The sequence below is a fragment of the Caballeronia sp. genome (assembly GCF_049581465.1).
Lineage (GTDB): Bacteria > Pseudomonadota > Gammaproteobacteria > Burkholderiales > Burkholderiaceae > Caballeronia.
The window spans coordinates 1-2,294 of record NZ_JBAUSA010000695.1; the positions used below are offsets into that span (position 1 = coordinate 1).

The following is a 2,294-nucleotide window of genomic DNA, read 5'->3' on the forward strand; positions in this document are numbered from 1 at the left end:
CTGGACGGACCCTAAAGGCGGCTACTTCATCGACCTGTCAACGCCGGCAGGTTTCGCGGCGCGGGCCGTGGCACTTGCGGCCGAGGCGGGAATCACGCTGACGGCCGCGGGTGCCGCGTTTCCATACGTGGGGGACCGACGACCTGCAATTCTTTAGCCGCTACGATGGTCTCGTCTACAACGGTCGCCGCGACCCAACCGGGCGTCAGGCTTTCAGTTTTGCCCGGTCTGCAGGTGAATGTCGTGGAAGGGAAACTGTCGACGGAAGAATTCCTGACGTTGGACACGTGGTGCGTGGAGGCAACGGGACAGAGTTGGCGACTCGATCGTGGCAAGGCCCTTGAAGCTATTGAGAAAGGGCATGATATCGCGGAACTTCAAGCGTTTCTTCAGGCCCGGGATGACCAACCGCTGCCGGAAACGGTGGAATCCTTCATCACGACCACCCGGAAAAGAGGCAAGGCACTGACAATCAAAGGCACCGCGCTGCTGATCGATTGTGAAGACGCGGAAACCGCCGCCATGATTGCCACGCGTAAAGAGGCCGCCAGTTTGTGTTTGCGCGCAGGCGATCGACAACTGGTAGTCCGGTTTGAAAACGAAGAAAAATTCCGGGCTCTAATTCGCAGTCTCGGCGTGGGGATTACCAGGCGCTAGCGCTAGCGCTGGATCGCATCGTCGAGGAGGTATCTGGTTTTGAGATACCTCTATCATCACAAACCGCGTGTGCAATCTGGAAACATTGCTACTCTCATTCCTACGCGATAGTTCAACAATCTGAATCTGCAAACGCCGTAAGACGGTTCCACGATGGAAGTTCTGGAAACGGCCGATCGATCCGTTTAAATTTCGTCATCCATAACAATTTCGACGGGCGGATATTTTATTCGTAAATTTATCACCGAGGGTGGAGATGGACCAGCTTTACATGTTGCGGGCGTTTGTCGCAGCCGCACGGCATCGCAGCTTTAGCAAGGCCGCCGCATCGTTGGGCGTGACCACCGGCTCTATCTCGAAAGCGATCGCCAAGCTCGAAGCAAATATCCAGACGCGAGTCCTGCATAGGACAACGCGGTTTGTCTCGTTGACCGACGCGGCGCAGCCGTACTATCTAAGTTGCTGCCGTCTGCTGGAAGAACTCGACGAAGCGAATCGACGCATTACGCAGGAGCGTGAAGTCGACAGCGGAAGGCTGCGGCTTGCCGTGCACCCGATGCTGGTGAGCGAAACCTTCTCCCGACTGGTATCGAGCTATCTCGCCATCGCCCCGAACGTGAACCTCATGGTTTCCGTTCAGGAGGGAGCGGTGAATCTATATGACAGCCCTTTCGATATGGCGATCCTTCCGCCTCATCTGGTCGAGCAATCCGCGGTGATTCGACGGACGCTATCCAAGTCACCGCGCATCCTCGTCGCGGCACCTGGTTATCTTAAGCAGTACGGGGCTCCGAAAACCGCGTCGGAACTGAGCAATCATTTTCTGCTTTTGGACCCCGAGTCGAGGCAGAAGGGCGCGGACTTCATCGATTTCGTGGAGGACGGAAAAAGAGTCAGCGTGTTCCCCATGTCATCCATGGATGGCAACGAAGTGCTGCTGCGAGCGGCGGCGCTCACGGGAACGGGCATCGCCACGTTACCTGGAGCGATGGTTCGTGAGGACATCGCCATGGGTCGTCTCGCGCACGTCTTGCCGGAGTGCTCTGCGCCAGACAGCGACGTCGAGATTTGTCTATTTTATGCGCATCGTGAACTAATGCCAGCGAGGCTCAGGACGTTCGTGGATTTCTGCGTGGAGTTTTTTCGCTCGGCCGGCCGACCTGTCCCTGATGACACGGGGACAATTGTGCAAAGTCTGGATCGTTGCGAAAACGAGATGTTGATAGACGTCTGAGAATTACGTCACAGTTGCTTGCGCTCCGGGCGAGGCGCAAAGTAAATCCGTACTGCTTGTCTTTATCGTAGTTAACGCAACGAGCGCCGGCTAGCGGCGCTCGGGATTGCTTAGTGTTTAATGCGCTTGATGCGTGGTGCTTAGTGACCTGCGCTCTGGCCGCCGTCAACGTGCAGGATTTCGCCCGTCACGAACGGTGCCGAATCCAGATACAGGACAGCGTCCACGATATCGCTCATCTCGCCCATATGGCCCATCGGGTGGAGACCGTGGAGTCCAGCGTGGGTTTCGACGGGGTGCATCGACGACTTGATGATGCCCGGCGAGACGACGTTAGCGCGAATGCCTGCCTTTGCGTATTCGATCGCCAGCGACTTCGTGGCCGAGTTCAGGCCGCCCTTGG

At 57.1% G+C, this 2,294-nt stretch carries 4 protein-coding genes; 3 read left to right on the forward strand and 1 reads right to left on the reverse strand.

The window, feature by feature from the left end; genetic code table 11:
- The first annotated feature begins 34 nt into the window (after positions 1-34).
- From WCA53_RS17085 to WCA53_RS17095, 3 genes are all read left to right on the forward strand, one after another.
- Complete coding sequence (locus tag WCA53_RS17085; protein ID WP_423912896.1) at positions 35-157, forward strand: hypothetical protein; 123 nt, start codon at positions 35-37, stop codon at positions 155-157.
- 86 nt (positions 158-243) lie between these two features.
- Positions 244-657 (forward strand): hypothetical protein, encoded by a 414-nt coding sequence (locus WCA53_RS17090; RefSeq protein ID WP_423912885.1) that lies wholly within the window; start codon positions 244-246, stop codon positions 655-657.
- A gap of 256 nt (positions 658-913) precedes the next feature.
- Positions 914-1,891, forward strand: coding sequence for a LysR family transcriptional regulator (locus WCA53_RS17095; RefSeq protein WP_423912890.1), 978 nt, complete (start codon positions 914-916; stop codon positions 1,889-1,891).
- 140 nt (positions 1,892-2,031) lie between these two features.
- Here WCA53_RS17095 and WCA53_RS17100 read toward each other — a convergent pair.
- On the reverse strand, positions 2,032-2,294 hold a 263-nt coding region (locus WCA53_RS17100), incomplete at its 5' end, for an SDR family NAD(P)-dependent oxidoreductase (RefSeq protein WP_423912893.1).

Excerpts from the sequence above, each read along its gene's own strand:
- WCA53_RS17095 (WP_423912890.1), top strand. The coding sequence starts at position 914 with ATGGACCAGCTTTACATGTTGCGGGCGTTTGTCGCAGCCGCACGGCAT.